The sequence below is a fragment of the Rossellomorea marisflavi genome (assembly GCF_009806575.1).
Lineage (GTDB): Bacteria > Bacillota > Bacilli > Bacillales > Bacillaceae_B > Rossellomorea > Rossellomorea marisflavi_A.
Map to the genome: position 1 here is coordinate 1,601,048 of NZ_CP047095.1, position 15,018 is coordinate 1,616,065.

At 48.8% G+C, this 15,018-nt stretch carries 15 protein-coding genes; 6 read left to right on the forward strand and 9 right to left on the reverse strand.

What is annotated here, in order from left to right; all coding sequences use genetic code 11:
• Positions 1–86: 86 nt before the first annotated feature.
• Together D5E69_RS08450 and D5E69_RS08455 are read right to left on the reverse strand one after the other, a co-directional pair.
• Complete coding sequence (locus D5E69_RS08450; RefSeq protein ID WP_048004355.1) at positions 87–1,436, reverse strand: MATE family efflux transporter; 1,350 nt, start codon at positions 1,434–1,436, stop codon at positions 87–89.
• A gap of 24 nt (positions 1,437–1,460) precedes the next feature.
• Positions 1,461–3,221 carry an alpha-glycosidase gene (locus tag D5E69_RS08455; protein WP_159129552.1) on the reverse strand — a complete coding sequence of 587 codons (1,761 nt, stop codon included), beginning with the start codon at positions 3,219–3,221 and terminating at the stop codon, positions 1,461–1,463.
• A gap of 316 nt (positions 3,222–3,537) precedes the next feature.
• On the opposite strand from D5E69_RS08455, the gene D5E69_RS08460 reads away from it, so the two are divergent.
• From D5E69_RS08460 to D5E69_RS08480, 5 genes are all read left to right on the forward strand, one after another.
• Positions 3,538–4,812 (forward strand): extracellular solute-binding protein, encoded by a 1,275-nt coding sequence (locus D5E69_RS08460; protein ID WP_048004353.1) that lies wholly within the window; start codon positions 3,538–3,540, stop codon positions 4,810–4,812.
• Positions 4,813–4,925: 113 nt separating this feature from the next.
• Entirely contained in the window at positions 4,926–6,212 is a 1,287-nt protein-coding gene (locus D5E69_RS08465; protein ID WP_048004352.1) for a carbohydrate ABC transporter permease, read from the forward strand.
• Between the two features lies 1 nt (position 6,213).
• The gene (locus D5E69_RS08470) at positions 6,214–7,050 is read left to right on the forward strand and encodes a sugar ABC transporter permease (protein WP_048004351.1); all 837 of its coding nucleotides are present in this window, start codon (positions 6,214–6,216) and stop codon (positions 7,048–7,050) included.
• Between the two features lie 38 nt (positions 7,051–7,088).
• Positions 7,089–8,633, forward strand: coding sequence for an alpha-amylase family glycosyl hydrolase (locus D5E69_RS08475; RefSeq protein ID WP_048004350.1), 1,545 nt, complete (start codon positions 7,089–7,091; stop codon positions 8,631–8,633).
• Between the two features lie 11 nt (positions 8,634–8,644).
• Complete coding sequence (locus D5E69_RS08480; protein ID WP_048015466.1) at positions 8,645–9,667, forward strand: LacI family DNA-binding transcriptional regulator; 1,023 nt, start codon at positions 8,645–8,647, stop codon at positions 9,665–9,667.
• A gap of 54 nt (positions 9,668–9,721) precedes the next feature.
• Here D5E69_RS08480 and D5E69_RS08485 read toward each other — a convergent pair whose 3' ends face one another.
• The 6 genes from D5E69_RS08485 to D5E69_RS08510 all read right to left on the reverse strand — a co-directional run bounded on the left by D5E69_RS08485 (position 9,722) and on the right by D5E69_RS08510 (position 13,777).
• Positions 9,722–10,585 (reverse strand): SDR family oxidoreductase, encoded by an 864-nt coding sequence (locus D5E69_RS08485; RefSeq protein ID WP_048004348.1) that lies wholly within the window; start codon positions 10,583–10,585, stop codon positions 9,722–9,724.
• 85 nt (positions 10,586–10,670) lie between these two features.
• Entirely contained in the window at positions 10,671–10,997 is a 327-nt protein-coding gene (locus D5E69_RS08490) for an oxidoreductase dimerization domain-containing protein (protein ID WP_249931584.1), read from the reverse strand.
• An 11-nt stretch (positions 10,998–11,008) separates the two neighbouring features.
• Positions 11,009–12,034: an NAD(P)/FAD-dependent oxidoreductase gene (locus D5E69_RS08495; RefSeq protein WP_159129554.1), complete on the reverse strand. Its 1,026-nt coding sequence runs from the start codon at positions 12,032–12,034 to the stop codon at positions 11,009–11,011.
• A 70-nt stretch (positions 12,035–12,104) separates the two neighbouring features.
• The gene (locus tag D5E69_RS08500; protein ID WP_048004346.1) at positions 12,105–12,596 is read right to left on the reverse strand and encodes a YajQ family cyclic di-GMP-binding protein; all 492 of its coding nucleotides are present in this window, start codon (positions 12,594–12,596) and stop codon (positions 12,105–12,107) included.
• A 148-nt stretch (positions 12,597–12,744) separates the two neighbouring features.
• Positions 12,745–12,876, reverse strand: a complete 132-nt coding sequence (locus tag D5E69_RS08505; protein ID WP_148794838.1) for a DUF3941 domain-containing protein — start codon at positions 12,874–12,876, stop codon at positions 12,745–12,747.
• A 52-nt stretch (positions 12,877–12,928) separates the two neighbouring features.
• Entirely contained in the window at positions 12,929–13,777 is an 849-nt protein-coding gene (locus D5E69_RS08510; RefSeq protein WP_048004345.1) for a DegV family protein, read from the reverse strand.
• Between the two features lie 175 nt (positions 13,778–13,952).
• Here D5E69_RS08510 and D5E69_RS08515 point away from each other — a divergent pair, with 175 nt between their 5' ends.
• Positions 13,953–14,798 (forward strand): YitT family protein, encoded by an 846-nt coding sequence (locus tag D5E69_RS08515; RefSeq protein ID WP_048004546.1) that lies wholly within the window; start codon positions 13,953–13,955, stop codon positions 14,796–14,798.
• Between the two features lie 39 nt (positions 14,799–14,837).
• Here D5E69_RS08515 and D5E69_RS08520 read toward each other — a convergent pair whose 3' ends face one another.
• On the reverse strand, positions 14,838–15,017 hold the full coding sequence (locus tag D5E69_RS08520; RefSeq protein ID WP_159129555.1) for a DUF3813 domain-containing protein: 180 nt from the start codon (positions 15,015–15,017) through the stop codon (positions 14,838–14,840).
• Position 15,018 lies beyond the last annotated feature (1 nt).

Sequence of the window (15,018 nt, forward strand, 5' to 3'; positions counted from 1 at the left end):
CGTATGTAAGCGGTTAAATGTAAAAAAACTTCACATAAATTTTTCGGCATCAAAAAACCTCCCCTTTTTAAAAGGGAGGTTTTGGGTTAAACGGCCTTTTCATTCCGTACAAATCCTTTGTGAATCCACGTTCTGGCACGCCATCGCCTCAGCATGAGGAGACCCCTGAGCCATTCGTCCGCAATGAAGGAGATCCAGACGCCGACGAGTCCGAGCTCTAATGTGATGCCGAGAACATAAGAGAGGGGTACTCCGACCCCCCACATTGAAGCGATGCCGAGATAGACAGGGTACTTAACATCACCTGCTGCCCTCAATGCATTGATGACCACGAGATTGAAGCTTCTCCCGGGTTCCAATAAGAGGGTGAGATAAATGAGAACTTTCGCCGATGAGATGATCTCCGGATTGGAAGTGAAGATTCCCAATAATGGTTCTGCTGCGATCGAGACAACTCCTGCCATACACAGTGATATGACAATGGCGATCTTGAGACTTTTTAGGCATCGTGCGTAGGCGTTCTCGTATTCCCTGGCACCAATCATATGGCCGATCATGATCTGTGTACCTTGACTGATGGCCACGCTGAAAAGAAAAATGAACATCATCAGGTTCTGTGCGTATACTTTGGTGGTCAATGCATAGGTTCCGATACTCACGATGAAGTAGGTGATCACCATCTGAGAGCCGTTGTATGACAGTTGTTCACCGGCTGATGGAATCCCGATCTTTAGCAGATTCTTCATATGACGGACAGGGATGTGCCCCAGCTTGTTCAACGGCAGGGCTGAAGGGATGCGCTTCTTGATGACAATGATGCTTACGACAAGGCCGATGAAGCGGGAGGCGATGGTGGAGATCGCCACGCCTTCCACTCCAAGGACCGGTAAGCCGAATGGGCCGAATATGAATAGATAATTTCCTGCTACATTCAGGATGTTCATGCCGATGGTGATGTACATAGCGTCTTTTGTATATCCGTAACTCCTTAGGATTGCCCCCGCCGTCATGATGAGGGCCTGGATGAAGATGAATCCTCCGACGATCCTGAGGTATCCGGATGCTTCTTCCATCAGTTCCCGGGGAAGCCCCATGATCTCCAGGATGCCTTTGCCGGTAAACAAAAGGATGGCACTCAAGAGCACTCCGAATGCAAGGTTCGTGACAAGGGAGACGAGGGCGACTTCACCGGATATGGCATGCTCTTTGGCTCCGAGGTGCTGGGCCACCAGGATCGCCGTGCCGGTTGCGATGAAACCGAACATCACGATGATGAGGGAGAGGATCTGATTCGATACCCCGACGGCTGCAACGGAACGATCTGAATATTGACTGAGCATGAGGGTATCGGCATTCCCCATGAGCATATGAAGAAGGATTTCAATGAAGATCGGCCACGTGAGGGCAAACAAGGTCATTCGTTTTTTTGTGTCCATACTGACTCCTTACATAGAGATACCTTAAAACTTGATGATGGCGAAACCGTATGCTTCAAGCGTTAATTCGATGCTTTCCGCTTCTGCGGTGAACTCTTCCCCGGTAAGTATGTTCATGAGGGGGACGCCTTTCAATTCGAATGGAATCGTGAATTCCAAGTCGGTGTCGGAACAATTCAATACCACGAGGATCGTCCTGTCACCGTCCGATTTCGTAAAGGCCACATGGCGGTCCTCTCCGGCAGCCGGAAGGAAGCTGAAAACCCCCTCATTCCTCAGGAGATCGTATTCCTGGCGGAGATAGGTGAGTTTTTGTACATGTCCATGAAGGTCGAGGTCTTGCTGTCCTTCGTCCCATGGGAAGCATTTGCGGCATCCCGGATCCTGTCCGCCCGTAAGTCCGATCTCATCCCCATAATAGATACATGGGGTTCCGGGGGAGGTGAGCATGAAGGTATACAGCAACTTCAGCTTCCTGACATCTTCCCCGCATTCTGTTAAGATCCGCGGGGTGTCATGGCTTCCCACGAGGTTGAAGTTGACCTCGGTCACAGTCTGAGGATACATATTCATGACGGTGGTCATGTTCTCAACGAAGGTTTCAGGAGAAATGGCTTCGTGGGCAAACAGCTTCAGAATGTTTGTGGTGAAGGGATAATTCATCACCGCGTCGAATTGATCGCCCCTCAGCCATGCCATGGAATCATGCCATATTTCTCCGAGGATATATAGGTCAGGCTTGATGGATTTCACGGCATGGCGGAAGTCTCTCCAGAACTGGTGGTCCACTTCGTTGGCAACATCCAGCCGCCAGCCGTCGATATCAAATTCCTCCACCCAGTGACGCCCGACGTTCAATAGATATTCCTTGACATCCGGGTGTTCCGTATTCAGCTTCGGCATCGATGCCTCAAAGGCGAAGGTATCATAATTGGGAGGGTTCGACTCGGGGTTCACCGGGAAATCGTGCAAATGGAACCAATCCTTATAAGGAGATTCTTCACCCTTTTCCAGTACATCTTGAAATGGACCGAAATGATAGCCGCTATGATTGAACACTGCATCGAGCATGACCTTGATACCACGCTTATGACAGGCATCTATGAGTTCCTTCAAGGTCTCTTCCGACCCGAAGTGGGGATCGATCTCCATATAATCGGTTGTATCATATTTGTGGTTAGAAGGCGCTTTGAAGATCGGGGTGAAATAGATGCCGTTGATCCCCAACTCCTTTAAATAGTCTATGTGGTCGATGACGCCCTGAAGGTCGCCTCCGAAAAAATGATCGGGGGCCGGTTCTTCTGCATTCCATTCCAACGTGCCGTCGGGATCGATGGAAGGATCCCCATTGGCGAAGCGCTCGGGGAAGATTTGATACCAAACTGTATCCTTCACCCATTCCGGTGCTCTGAACACATCAATGGCATTAAGGAAAGGGAAGCAGAAATAGTCGCCGATTTCAGAGGAGGGTCCATCGCTGAACCCTTTTTCTCCATAGAAAATGTTTTCCTCGCCGTCCGAAAGGAGAAAACCATATCGAAGCCGTTTGAAGGATGGGGTGACGGTGGCCAGCCAGTAATCAAAGAGTTGATCACTGCCGGCAAGAGTCATGTCACGGTCGGTATATTGCCATTCTCCATCGCTCCAATCGTAGGGGTCACCGTGCAAAAGACGGATGGAGTGGATGTCGCCCCGTTTCGTCCGGATACGGATGTGCAGGTCTGTTTCAGTGCAAGCGTATGCATATTGATCTCTTGGTTGGTGAAAAATGGCTTCAAGGAACATGGCTTTTCCTCCTTTTATGAATTCCACTAAAGAGTATTCCAATTATAGGAGGTTGTCAATTATGTAATGATATAGAAAAGTTTTTAATAAAAAGGTATTGTCAAATGGGCGTTACTTAGTATAATGAAAGTAGATTGTGCAATCGCTTTCACAATAAAAATGTAAACGTTATCTTATATCGGGTGATCGTAAATCATTTATGGAAATCCGATAGGGGAAGCCCGGGGACCATACATAGATTCCAGGGGAATATTCCTGTTTTTGTGCAAGCGGTTGTCCACATTCGGAAATTGACAAACCATTAGGAGGGGTCAGGGTGAAGAAAGTCGTTTCGTTATTCATGGTCTTGATGCTGGTAGCAGGGGTATTGGCTGCATGCGGTCCGAACAGAGAAGAAGGAGCATCCGGAGACGGAGGCAAGAAAGCGGAAGATAAGGATAAGCCTGAAAAACTGGTAATCTGGGAAGATGAGAAGAAATCCGGATGGCTGGATGAAGTTGGTAAGAAGTTCACGGAAGAAACAGGAATCGAGCTTGAGGTAAAGGAAGTCGAAATGGCTTCTAAAATGAAAGAGCAGCTGCGTCTCGATGGACCAGCAGGTACGGGTCCTGATGTCGTGACATTCCCACATGATCAAATCGGGGAACTTGCCCTTGCCGGCCATATTGCGCCACTTGAAGTGTCTGATGACGTCAAGAAGCGTTTCACAGAGTCTTCCATCCTTGCAGAAAGCTATGATGGTAAGCTTTATGGCCTGCCTAAATCGTCTGAAACACCAGTATTCATTTACAACAAAGAGTTGATGAAAGAAGCACCTGCATCAATGGATGATGTGTATTCGTTCGCAAAAGATTTCACGAAAGATGGCAACTATGGATTCCTTGCACTATGGGATAACTTCTACTTTGCCCACGCACCGATGGGTGGATACGGTGGCTATGTGTTCGCTGAAAATGACGGAGCCCTTGATCCGAAAGATCTTGGACTGAATAACGATGGAGCAGTAGAAGGAACGGAATATATTCAGAAATGGTACAAAGAAGGGTTATTCCCTAAAGGCATCATCGGTGAAAACGGTGGATCCGCCATGGACGGATTGTTCAACGAAGGAAAAGTGGCATCTGTCATGAACGGACCATGGTCCTTCCAGGGGTATAAGGATGCGGGGATCGATATCGGTGTAACAGCGATGCCGAAGCTTCCGAACGGTGAGCCGATGAAAACGTTCATGGGTGTTAAAGGATGGCATGTATCCGGCTATTCCAAGAACAAAGAATGGGCACAGAAATTCGTAGAGTTCATCACAGAAGATGAGAATGCAAAATATCGTTTTGAACAAACACAGGAAGTACCGACAAATGAAGGCTTGATCAATGATTCTGCGATTGCTGAAAATGAAGGCGCTAAAGCTGTTGCCGAGCAGTCCAAATACGCTGTACCGATGCCGAATATCCCTGAAATGGGTGAAGTCTGGGATCCGATGGCCAAATCACTGCAAACAGTCGTGACCGGCAAGCAGGAGCCTAAAGCGGCCATGGATGCTGCGGTCAAGCAAATCGAGGATAACATCAAAGCCAACCATTCTAATTAAAGAGAGTGGCGGCACCTGTCTGCAGGTGCCGCCATCCTTTTCAAGAGCTTTCTAAGCAAATAGCCGCCGGTTTAGAAAGCTCTTGAAGCATAAAGATAAAGGGGGAGTTCAGGATGGATCAATCCAATCCTACTACTAAACATAGAAAAACGGCACTGGCCCTATCTCTCATTCCCGGCCTTGGCCAGCTCTACCATCGTCAATTCCTGAAGGGGGTCTTCTTCCTCATCATGACCCTTTCCTTCATCCTGGTGTTCAAGGATCTCATATCCTTAGGGCTCTGGGGCATCACGACCCTGGGCACCGATGTTTCCTACGGAGACCATTCCATCTTCCTCATGGTATATGGCATTTTGGCCATCATCGTCATCTTATTCGGAATCGCATTCTATCTGTATAACCTGAGGGACGCTTATAAGAACGGAGTCAAAAGGGACAATGGAGAGAAGATCGCAACGATCCGCGAACAGTATCGGAACCTTGTGGATAATGGATTTCCGTACCTTATCATGTCACCGGGGTTCCTGCTTCTGATCTTCGTGGTCATTTTCCCGATCATCTTTGTCATCCTGCTGGCATTCACGAACTATGATCTTTATCACTCTCCGCCTGCAAAACTCGTAGATTGGGTGGGTATCCAGAACTTCGTCGATATCTTCAAGATCGATATCTGGCGTGAAACCTTTGTGACGGTCCTTGCGTGGACGCTGGTCTGGACCCTTGGCGCCACGACCCTGCAAGTGGCTCTTGGAATCTTCCTGGCCATCATCGTGAATCAAAAAGATCTGAAAGGGAAAGCCATCATCCGTACGGTTCTCATCCTGCCGTGGGCCATCCCGGCATTCGTCTCCATCCTCGTCTTCGCCGGGATGTTTAACGAATCATTCGGTGCCATCAACCGTGATATCCTCGGCTTCTTCGGGATTGAAGGACTCCCATGGATGACAGAGCCGCTATTCTCACGGATTGCCCTGATCATGATCCAGATGTGGCTTGGTTTCCCGTTCATCTTTGCCATGACGACGGGAGTACTCCAGTCGATCCCGGATGAATTGTATGAAGCTGCGACCGTGGACGGTGCTTCTGCCGTACAGAAGTTCAAGAATATCACACTGCCGCTTGTCCTGTTTGCAACGGCGCCGATCATCATCACGCAGTACACATTCAACTTCAACAATTTCAACGTCATTTATCTGTTCAACGGAGGCGGTCCGGCACTGACAGGGCAAAATGCCGGCGGTACCGACATCCTGATTTCATGGATCTATCGATTGACCATGACATCTGCGCAGTATTCGAAGGCAGCAGCCATCACGCTGCTCCTGTCCATCATCGTCATCACAGTGGCCATCTGGCAGTTCAAGAAGACGAAATCATTCCAGGAAGAGGATATGATGTAAAATGAAAAAACAAAAAATCATCCGGTTGACCCTATCGTACCTTGTCATTGGCATCATGTTCGCGGTGATTCTCTATCCTGTCGCATGGATCATCGGTTCCTCGTTCAATCCCGGGCAGAGCTTGTCCGGTTCGAGCATCATCCCTAAGAATGCGACCCTTGCCCATTATAAAGAGCTTTTCAATCTGGAAGAAAGCAACTATATGCTCTGGTATTGGAATTCCTTGAAGGTGAGTCTCTCGACCATGGCCCTGACCGTGTGCCTTGTGAGTTTGACGGCCTATGCCTTTTCCCGCTACCGCTTCGTCGGACGGAAAAATGGTCTGATGGCTTTCCTCGTCCTGCAGATGATTCCGAACTTTGCAGCCCTGATTGCCATTTTCGTCCTGGCGCTTTTGACAGGACTCCTTGACAGCCATCTCGGACTTATCCTCGTTTACGTTGGAGGACAGATCCCGATGAACACGTGGCTGATGAAAGGGTATCTCGATACCATCCCGAAGGAGCTCGACGAATCGGCAAAGATCGATGGAGCAGGACATCTCAGGATCTTCCTGCAGATCGTCATGCCCCTTGCAAAACCGATCATCGCCGTCGTGGCCCTGTTTTCGTTCATCTCTCCGTTCGCAGACTTTATCATCGCAAGCATCCTGCTTCGTTCAGAGAAGATGTATACGCTTCCTGTGGCACTATATGATATGGTCGCGAAGCAATTCGGGGCGGAATTCACGACCTTTGCAGCAGGCTCCGTACTGATTGCTGTTCCAATTGCCCTACTTTTCCTTTTCTTCCAGAAATACTTCGTTTCAGGATTGACGGCAGGGGGCACGAAAGGATAATCTTATAGGCGTTACTAACATTTGGAGGAGGAGCGGAGATGAAAAGAAGAGTGTTATCTCTCATTTTAGTCCCGTTTCTTCTTTTTTACGCCCATCCGGTAGGTGCAGCTGAAAAAGAAGAGCGAATGTGGCAGGATGAATCGATTTACTTTTTGATGGTGGACCGGTTCAACAATGGGGATTCAAGCAATGACAAAAATGTGGACGCCAATGACCCGCTGAGTTATCAAGGGGGAGATTTCCAGGGGATCATCGATCGCTTGGATTACATTCAGGAGATGGGCTTCACAGCCATCTGGCTCACCCCGATTTTTGAGAATCAGCCTGGGGGTTACCATGGATATTGGACCACCGACTATTATAAGACAGAAGAGCATTTCGGCTCGATCGAGACGTTTAAAAAGCTTGTGGAAGAAGCGCATAAACGCGATATGAAGATCATCCTCGATTTTGTCGTGAACCATGTCGGACCGGAGCATCCGTGGGTAACGGATCCTGCCAAAGCAGACTGGTTCCATGAAAAGCAGACGATGAATTTCGAAGATGAAGAAAGCGTTAAAAATGCATGGTTATATGACCTGCCCGATTTGAATACAGAGAATCAGGAAGTGAAGGAATACCTGATCGATGCCGCTAAATGGTGGATCAAGGAAACCGATATCGATGGGTATCGCCTCGATACCGTAAAGCACGTACCGAAGGATTTTTGGGAGGACTTCACGAAAGAAGTGAAGGCGGAGAAGGATGATTTTTACCTTTTAGGCGAAATTTTTGACACGGATCCTGAAAAGATAGCAGAGTACAATGGCGTGGGGATCGACGGATTCGTCAATGTACCGCAGGCGGAAGAAATGCGGCAGGTATTCAAGAAACCCGATACATCCATGGACCGCCTTTTCAATTTCTGGGGATACAATCAGACCTTTTATGAGAACCCTTACTTGATGGGTACCTTCATTGATAATCACGATATGAAACGGTTCACGCGATTGATGGTGGAAGAGAAGGAGTTCCCGGGGACGAGGTGGAAGCTCGCACTTACCTATATGTATACAACGCCTGGCATCCCGATCCTTTACTATGGTTCTGAAATTGCCGTCGATGGGGGAGAAGATCCTGATAACCGGAGGCTGATGAATTTCCGGGCCGATAAAGAACTCATCGATTACATCACCCGCCTTGGGGAGCTGCGGAAGACCGAACCCGCCCTCACAAGGGGAGAGATTGAAAACGTATACGAAAATGACGGTATGGGGATCTACAAGAGGACCTATAAAGATCAGACCCTGCTGATCGCGATCAATAATACGACGGAAACACAAACGATCGATCTGACGGAAGACCAGTTGGAAGCAGATCAAGAGCTGAAGAGTCTTCTTACAACGGATCTTGTCAGGAGCGATGGTGACGGAACCTATAAAATCGTCCTTGACCGTGAGGAATCGGAAATTTATGAGCTCAAGAGTAAATCCGGGCTCAATATCCCGTTCCTGGTCGCCCTTGGAATCGTTTACGTATTATTCATGGTATTCCTATATGTAGTGAAAAAACGGGGTAAAAAGATAAAGCATCAGAAAGAATAGAGGTGGAATACATGGCGATTACCATAAAGGATGTGGCAAGGCTTGCGGACGTCGCTCCTTCGACGGTTTCCCGCGTCATTGCCAATAATCCAAGAATCAGTGAGAAGACGAAGAAGAAGGTTAGGGAAGCCATGACCGAGCTCGGATATCACCCTAACTTCATCGCCAGAAGCCTCGCCAATCAATCGACACAGGTCCTGGGTCTGGTCATGCCCGGTTCCACGAGCACATTCTCACAAAATCCATTCTTCCCGACCGTATTGAGGGGACTCAGTGAAGGCGCACATAAGGAACAATACGCCCTGCAGATGTCCACGGGTCAGACAGAAGAGGAAATTTACGAAGGTATTGTACAGATGGTCCAGGGAGGAAGGGTGGACGGGATCGTCCTTCTATACTCCCGGGTGGAAGACCGGGTGATGAACTATCTGAGGGAAAGGGATTTTCCTTTTGTGATGATCGGGAAGCCTTACAAATATGCCGAAGAAATCACCCATGTGGACAATGACAATTTCCGGGCGACAAAAGAGGTGACCGAGTATCTGTTGAATCTCGGTCATACGTGCATTGGATTCATCGGTGGAGATCTGAATCTCGTAGTGACGGTCGAGCGTCTATTGGGCTATGAGAAAGCGCTGGGTGAGGTCGGGCTTGAGCTTCATGATGACTACATCATCCATGAGGAATTCCTTCTGGAAGGCGGCCGCGAAGCGATCAATGAGCTGATGCAGCTCGATGAACCACCTACGGCCCTGGTGGTGGCAGACGATCTGATGGCCCTAGGGGTACTCAATACCCTGGATGAGATGGGGATCTCGGTGCCGGATGATATCTCCATCGTCAGCTTCAACAACGTCTTGCTGGCGGAGATGTCCCGTCCACCCCTGACCTCGGTCGATATCAACATCTTCAAGCTTGGGAATGAGGCAGCGAAGAATTTGATTCAGAAGATCAAAGATCCCCTGGAGCCGGTGAAGCGGATCATCGTTCCTCATTGCATAGTCGAAAGGCAATCGTGCGCGCGTAAGAGATGAAGGCGGGCAAGCAAAAAGGCATTCCGATCGGAATGCCTTTTTGCTTTGGTTCTGTCATCCGTTCACGATCATGCCGCCATTGACATGAATCATTTGACCTGAAACGTAGGTGGAGTCAGAGCTGGCGAGGTATACGTAAGCCGGGGCAAGCTCGAATGGTTGTCCCGCTCTTCCCATCGGTGTATTGCCACCGAATTGTGAAACCTTTTCCGAGGTGAAGGTGGAGGGGATCAGCGGCGTCCAGATCGGCCCCGGAGCCACACCATTCACCCTGATACCTTTTGAAGCGATATTGTCGGCAAGGGAACGGGTGAAACTGACAATGGCCCCCTTGGTGGCCGAATAATCGATCAGATCCTTACTGCCTTTATACGCGGTGATGGATGCCGTATTGATGATGGAAGCCCCCTCTTTCAAGTGGGGAAGTGCAGCGCGGGTCACATAGAACATGGAGAAGATATTGGTCCTGAATGTGCGCTCCAGCTGTTCATCATCGATCTCTTCAAGCCCCGCTTGTGGATGCTGTTCAGCAGCATTGTTCACGAGAACGTCCAGTTTGCCGAAGCGGGAGATCGTCTTTTCCACAAGCTCTTTGCAGAAATGGGAATCCCCGATATCACCCGGGATGAGCTCACAGCTGACGCCTTCCGCTTCTACGAGCTCTTTCGTTTTTTGTGCGTCTTCATGTTCATCCAGATACGAAATGACCACATCGGCTCCTTCACGTGCGAAATACCACGCAACTGAACGTCCGATTCCACTGTCTCCTCCAGTGATAAGGGCTACTTCCCCTTCCAGTTTGCCACTGCCTTTGTAGTTTTGATCGGTATGGATCGGCTGTGGGTTCATTTCATCGATTGTACCGGGCTGGTGATCCTGATGCTGAGGGGGGAATTGCTGATTTTTTTGTTGGGACAATGAAAACACTCCTTCTTGATATTTAGTAACATGGAATAGTGTTTACCCAACCTTTGGAAATCATAACGTCTACTGTACAGATTTTTCACTTGCAAGATTCCGGTCGATCCATTTCAGCCTCAGCCTTATAGCCGACCATGTTCAACAGTCCTTTTGGTGAAGAAAATGGTGGGGCGTAGCACGTTTCGATTTCCTGAAGTCCTGTGATGGTGATGCCCCCGTATATGGCGGTAGCGAGGATGTCGATTTGTTTATCGGTTTTTTCTTCGCCGATGACGCTCCCACCGTAGATTTTACCGCTGCCGGGATCAAAGTGGACACGTATGTATAGATCCTTTGCTCCGGGGTAGTAGGCGGCATGGGATTTCCCTTTATGGACAATGGTCTTGAACCGGTAGCCCTTCTTTTTCAATTCCTTTTCCCCTAGACCTGTGGAAGCGACGTGGAGATCAAAAACTTTCGCGATGGCCGTTCCGAGCATCCCGTGGAATGGCACGGAATCCCCTGTGATATGTCTCGCGATGACATAAGCCTGACGATGGGCGGGCCATGCGAGGGGCACCTGCTTAGGGGCGTGATCGATGAAATCGATGGACTCGACGGCGTCCCCGACACAGTAGATGGAAGGGTCGTCGGTTTGCATGAATTCATTCGCCTTGACTCCCCCGATTCACCTAGAGATAGCCCGGCCTGTTCTGCGAGGGAGTTGTTCGGTTTGATCCCGACTGCAAGGAGCAGGCAATCTGCCTGGATGATCTTACCGCTATCGAGTTTAAGCTGATCAGGTCCCGCCACTTCTTGCAGCCCATCGTCAAGAAAAACATCGACTCTGTTTTCCTCGAGGTGCTTCTGGACGATTTCAGCCGCTTCAGGGTCAATGATATGGATGAGCTGGGGAGAGCGCTCCACCACTGCTACGTTCATGCCTAGTCCTGAAAGGTTTTCCGCCATCTCCACCCCGATGTAGCCTCCGCCGATGATGGCGCAGGAAGTCGGCTTTTCTGTGGTAAGGTATTGCTTCATCCGGTCCATGTCCGCTACCGTCCGCAGATGGAAGGCAGGGATCTGCTCTAGGCCCGGAATATCAGGGAGGATGGAGGAGGCACCGGTGGCAAGAACCAGTGCGTCATAGGTCTCTTTATAATCCTCATTGGTGGAATGATTGCGAATATGTAAGGTTTTATGGTCCCGGTCGATCTTCAATGCCTCATGCTTCATCCTGACATCCAGCCCTTTTTTGGTTTGAAGGGATTCAGGAGTGGCGGCGAACAGGCTTTCACGGTCCTTGATCACATCCCCGAGATAATAGGGCATCCCGCAGGCGCCGTAAGAGAGGTGGTCGGTTCTTTCAAGGACGATGATTTCCATTGTTTCATCCAGCTTCCTGAGCTGGGATGCCGTGGTGGCACCGCCTCCGACTGCACCGATGATGATCACTTTTTTCGTCATGTTCTACCTCCTAAAATAAAAAGTCCGATGGGTTTATGATACCCATCGGACAGAGAGAAGAAACGGGGGATCAGCGGAAGTTCACAAACTGGACGTCGATGGAGAGGTCGGCTCCCCTGACGGCTGCCATGATCTTCTGCAGATCATCCTTGCTTTTCCCCGTAACCCGGACCTGGTCATCCTGCACCTGGCTTTTGACCTTCACGCCGGATTGCTTGATCAGCAGATTGATTTTTTTTGCATTTTCCTTATCGATTCCCTGTACCAGCTTGGCACGCTGACGCACGGTACCACCGGAAGCACCTTCAAGCTTGCTGTAGTCGAGATTCTTGACAGGCACATTGCGCTTGATCAGCTTTCCAAGCAGGACATCTTTCAGTTGGTTCATCTTGAACTCATCATCCGAAATCAGGACGAGCTCCTCCCCGTCAAGTGTGATATCGCTTTTGCTCCCTTTGAAATCATAGCGTGTCTTGACTTCCTTCAGTGCAATTTGAATCGCATTGCTTACCTCAGACATATCAACCTGTGAAACGATATCAAATGAATTTTCTTTTGCCATATGTAAATCCCTCCGTATATGCATGATTCTTTTTCTCTTATTAAAATACCACCTGGGCCGGTATAAAGTACAGGATATTCCCCTTATGGGATGGATTTCTTGAATGATCGGCAACAAAAAAGCCGCCTTAGAATAAGGCGGCAGCTGATCAAAGATGATCGGTTTTTTTGGAAAATTGATGTTTACCTGCTTCTCTGTTCTTTTCTTTCAGCTTGTTCTTTTTTTGAAGCAGGGCGTTATTGTCCCTGGCTTTCTTCTCGTTATCTGATGTATGTGACATGATATACCCTCCTTTCCCTTAGTATGGGCAGGGTGGGGAGGAATATGTCTTATCAGTTCAAGAAATAGATGGCGAGGGTTCCGGTGCCTGTATGAGAACCCACGGCACATCCAATAATATTGATGGTAACGTCCTTAGGAGAGAAACGCTCTTCAATCATCGCTTTCATCTCTAGGGCAAGCTCTTCATCATCTCCATGTGAAATGCCGATTGTCTGTTGGGAAAGGTTGTTTCCGCGTTCTTCCATCAGATCGAGGATGCGCTTCAGGAGCTTCTTCTTCCCGCGATGTTTTTCAAGTGGCACGAGTTTACCATCTTCCACATGAAGAAGGGGCTTAATATTCAACAGCCCTCCAAGGAATGCAGAAGCTTTTGATACACGACCGCCCTTGGCGAGATATTCCAAGTCTTCGACGGTGAACAAATGCTCCATATGCTCCACATGGTAGCGTGCCGTTTCCAGGATTTCATCCTTGGTGCCGCCGGCATGGAGTACTTCAGCAGTCTTGATGACCGACAGTCCGTATCCAAGGGATGCGCTCTTGGAATCGATGATGGTCAAATCAAGATCAGGATACTCTTCCTTCACCTGATCCCTGATCATCACCGCTGTCTGATAGGTCCCTGACAGTTGGGAGGAGAAGGCGATGTAGACACCTGCATCGCCGGATTTGGCCAACTCTGTGAACGTCCTCAGGAACATATCGGGTGAAACCTGGGAGGTCTTCGGAACATGACCTTCGCGGATTTTATCAAATACTTCCTTGGGCTGGATCGTGACAAGGTCTTCATAATCATGTCCGTCAATATGTACCTGCAGTGGAAGCAGTTCTATGTTGGGTTGGTCGAAGAAAGTTACCGGCAGGTCGCTGGCACTATCAGCAAAAAGTTTTACGTTCATATCTATCACCTTTTTTCGTTATATAGGTTTAGTCTAGCTATTTTTCAGTAAAAGCACAATCCATAGTTATTCAAATTCCTGTACATAAGGATCATGTGCAAGGGGTTTAGCTATGATAAAGTGTGGAACATAAGGAACAATGACACTTGCCGAAGGAGTTCGATTCATGAAGAAAATGCACGTTACCCTGGAAGCGAAGAAGTTTTTTGTTGTATTGGTAGGGGCAGTCCTCGGGGCTGTCGCCATGAACTTCTTCCTGATTCCTGCTAATGTATATGCAAGTGGATTCACTGGTATGGCTCAATTATTATCCAGCCTCCTGAAGGAATTCACACCGTTTCACCTGTCTACAGGTATTTTATTATTCATACTGAACATACCCGTCACCATCTTGGGATGGATGAAGGTGGGTAGGTCCTTTACGATCTACAGCTTCGTCTCGGTTTTCCTCACTTCATTCTTCCTTGAAGTCATCCCTGTGGTGGAGCTTTCACCCGATATCCTTCTCAATGCCGTATTCGGAGGGGTCATTGCAGCAGTTGGGGTCGGTCTCACCCTGAAATACGGTGCTTCGACCGGAGGGATGGATATCATCGCCATGATCCTTTCCAGGTTGAAGGACAGACCGGTCGGAACCTATTTCTTCATTATGAATTCAATCATCATCGTTTCTGCGGGCTTTTTGTATGGATGGGAAAAATCTCTTTATACGCTGGTGACGCTTTATGTGACGACCAGGGTCATCGACGCCATCCATACGCGGCATGAAAAGCTTACCGCTATGATCATCACGAAAAGGACACAGGAACTGAAGGACGCCATCCATGCGAAGCTTGTGAGGGGGATTACGACGGTACCGGCCAAAGGGGCATTTTCCGGGGAAGATAAAGAAATGCTCATCATCGTCATTTCCAGATATGAGCTGTATGAACTGGAGCATACCATCAAGGAAGTCGATCCCCAGGCTTTTACGAATATCGTCCAGACGACGGGGGTATTCGGTTTTTTCAGGAAAGACTAAACAAAAGGGCAGCCGTTCAACGGCTGCCCTTTGCATTTCTTACGATAAGCGGTTCAACTCATCCTGCATGGAGTGAAGCTGCTTTTTCTCCTCGTTATTCGAGTTTGCAAATGCGGAGGAGAGGGCATTTTTCGCTTTCTGTATCGCCTGTGGATCCGTTTGAGAGCCACAGGCTTCCTCTACTGCGGTCCGGGCCTGTCGGAAAAGTGGATTTGCCATG

Coding starts and splice junctions, on each gene's coding strand:
- D5E69_RS08450 (WP_048004355.1), bottom strand. CDS start 1,436: ATGGACACAAAAAAACGAATGACCTTGTTTGCCCTCACGTGGCCGATC.
- D5E69_RS08455 (WP_159129552.1), bottom strand. CDS start 3,221: ATGTTCCTTGAAGCCATTTTTCACCAACCAAGAGATCAATATGCATAC.
- D5E69_RS08465 (WP_048004352.1), top strand. CDS start 4,926: ATGGATCAATCCAATCCTACTACTAAACATAGAAAAACGGCACTGGCC.
- D5E69_RS08470 (WP_048004351.1), top strand. CDS start 6,214: ATGAAAAAACAAAAAATCATCCGGTTGACCCTATCGTACCTTGTCATT.
- D5E69_RS08475 (WP_048004350.1), top strand. CDS start 7,089: ATGAAAAGAAGAGTGTTATCTCTCATTTTAGTCCCGTTTCTTCTTTTT.
- D5E69_RS08480 (WP_048015466.1), top strand. CDS start 8,645: ATGGCGATTACCATAAAGGATGTGGCAAGGCTTGCGGACGTCGCTCCT.
- D5E69_RS08495 (WP_159129554.1), bottom strand. CDS start 12,034: ATGACGAAAAAAGTGATCATCATCGGTGCAGTCGGAGGCGGTGCCACC.
- D5E69_RS08500 (WP_048004346.1), bottom strand. CDS start 12,596: ATGGCAAAAGAAAATTCATTTGATATCGTTTCACAGGTTGATATGTCT.
- D5E69_RS08505 (WP_148794838.1), bottom strand. CDS start 12,876: ATGTCACATACATCAGATAACGAGAAGAAAGCCAGGGACAATAACGCC.
- D5E69_RS08510 (WP_048004345.1), bottom strand. CDS start 13,777: ATGAACGTAAAACTTTTTGCTGATAGTGCCAGCGACCTGCCGGTAACT.
- D5E69_RS08515 (WP_048004546.1), top strand. CDS start 13,953: ATGCACGTTACCCTGGAAGCGAAGAAGTTTTTTGTTGTATTGGTAGGG.
- D5E69_RS08520 (WP_159129555.1), bottom strand. CDS start 15,017: ATGGCAAATCCACTTTTCCGACAGGCCCGGACCGCAGTAGAGGAAGCC.